Annotated in this window: 2 protein-coding genes; both read right to left on the bottom strand. The window is 72.3% G+C overall.

Going from position 1 to position 1,805, the window contains the following annotated elements:
- Positions 1-129 precede the first annotated feature (129 nt).
- Entirely contained in the window at positions 130-1,158 is a 1,029-nt protein-coding gene (locus Q0112_RS11305) for a proline racemase family protein (protein ID WP_297975326.1), read from the bottom strand.
- Between the two features lie 10 nt (positions 1,159-1,168).
- Positions 1,169-1,805 (bottom strand): aconitase X (locus tag Q0112_RS11310; protein ID WP_297975329.1); only part of this gene is annotated, 637 nt, incomplete at its 5' end.

Genomic DNA, 1,805 nt, shown 5'->3' on the forward strand with positions numbered 1-1,805 from the left:
GCAGGCGGGGACTCCGCCGCGCTGAGCAGGGTCCGTTAACGATGCTTTCCATCTGGTTAGCGAGTCAAGAATTATACAATGGAATCAAAGACAAGGCAAAGTGGGCACGCGTGCCCACCCCGTGCCCGCCTACCGCGCGCCCCAGGTGTCCGTCAGCCGGTAGCCGCCGGGCCAGGGATCGGACGGGTCGAGCAGATGCTGGTGGATCCCGGTGATCCAGGCCCGGCCGGAGATCTCCGGCAGGACCGCGGGGAGGCCGCCGACCGTCGCCGTCCCGACGATCCGGCCGGTGAAGGTCGAGCCGATCAGCGACACCGCCGTCAGCCGGTCCGCCTCCGTCATCTGCCCCCGGGCATGCAGGACCGCCATCCGCGCCGACAGCGCCGTGCCGGTCGGCGAGCGGTCGACCTTCCCCGGCCGGATCGCCACCGCCGCCCCCGCCCGCAGTCCCTCCGCCGTCCGCTCCACCGGTCCGGCGAAGAGGCAGAAGGAGATGTGCTTCCAGTCGGGGTTCTCCGGATGATCGAACCCGAGCACCGCGTTGGCCGCGCCGGTGATCCTGACCCCCAGCCTCGCGATGTCATGCGCCTCGTCCGGCGCGAGGCGGAAGCCGAGCGCCTGCGCATCCACGATCACGAAGCTGTCGCCGCCATAGGCGGTGTCGACGGCGAGCGTCCCGAGCCCCTCGACCTCCAGCGCCGCATCGAGCCGCGCCGCGAAGCTCGGCAGGTTGCGCACGAAGATCCGCTCCGCCTTGCCGTCGCGGCACTCGGCCCGCACCCGCACCAGCCCGCCCGGCGCCTCGAGGACCATCTCCGTCACCGGCTCCCGCATCGGAACGATCCCGCTGTCGAGCAGCACGGTCGAGACGCAGATCGAGTTCGACCCCGACATCGGCGGCGTGTCCTCCGGCTCCATGATGATGAAGGCCGCGTCCGCCCCGGGATGCTTCGGCGGCACCAGCAGGTTGACGTGCCGGAAGACCCCGCCGCGCGGCTCGTTCAGCACGAAGTCCCGCAGCCTTCCGTCCTCCGCGATCCACCGCCGCTGCTCCCAGAGCGTCTCCCCCGGCGGCGGCGCCACCCCGCCGACGATGACGTCCCCCACCTCGCCCTCGGCATGGGCCGATATGACGTGGATCGTGCAACTGCTCCGCATCGCCGTCTCCTCACGAAAGCCAGGCCGGCAGCACCCGCGCCGCTCTCCCGGTCAGCGCCGCCGCGACGCATTCCGCGAGGCTGCCGAAGCGCACCTTGCGCCCGGAGAGCCCGGGCCCGTAATGGGCATACTTGCCGGAATTGGTCATCACCGTCCTCGCCCCCGGCGGAAACACCGGCTCCGAGATCGAGCACCAGCAGAGGTCCGGCAGCACCTGCACCCCGCTCGCCCTCAGCCGCCCCAGCGTCCCCTCCGCCTCGGCGGCCGCGAGCGTATCCCGGCCGACCGTCACGATGACCGCGACCCCCGCCGCCGGCGATCGGCCGCCGAGCCCGGCGGCGAGCGCGCGGCACTCCTCCAGCGAAGCATGCGGGCTGCCGATCGCCACCAGCTCGACCACCTCCGGCCCCTCGTTCAGGTGACGCCAGGCCGCAGCCATCTCGGCGCGCCCGATCGTCGCTCGGTCCGCCTCCGGCGCCGCCGCCTCCTCTGCCTCCGGCGTCACCCCCTCGACATGCAGCATCGGCGCCGCCGACGTCGTGCCGAAGGCCGCGCAGAGCGCCTTGAGATCGTCGCGGCTCGGCGCCCCCTTCGACAGCCCGCGCAGGAGCGGGATGCGATCGGGCGACTTCTCGCCCGCCAGATAG

The organism is uncultured Amaricoccus sp. (assembly GCF_937858865.1).
In the GTDB taxonomy this organism is placed as follows: Bacteria; Pseudomonadota; Alphaproteobacteria; order Rhodobacterales; family Rhodobacteraceae; genus Amaricoccus.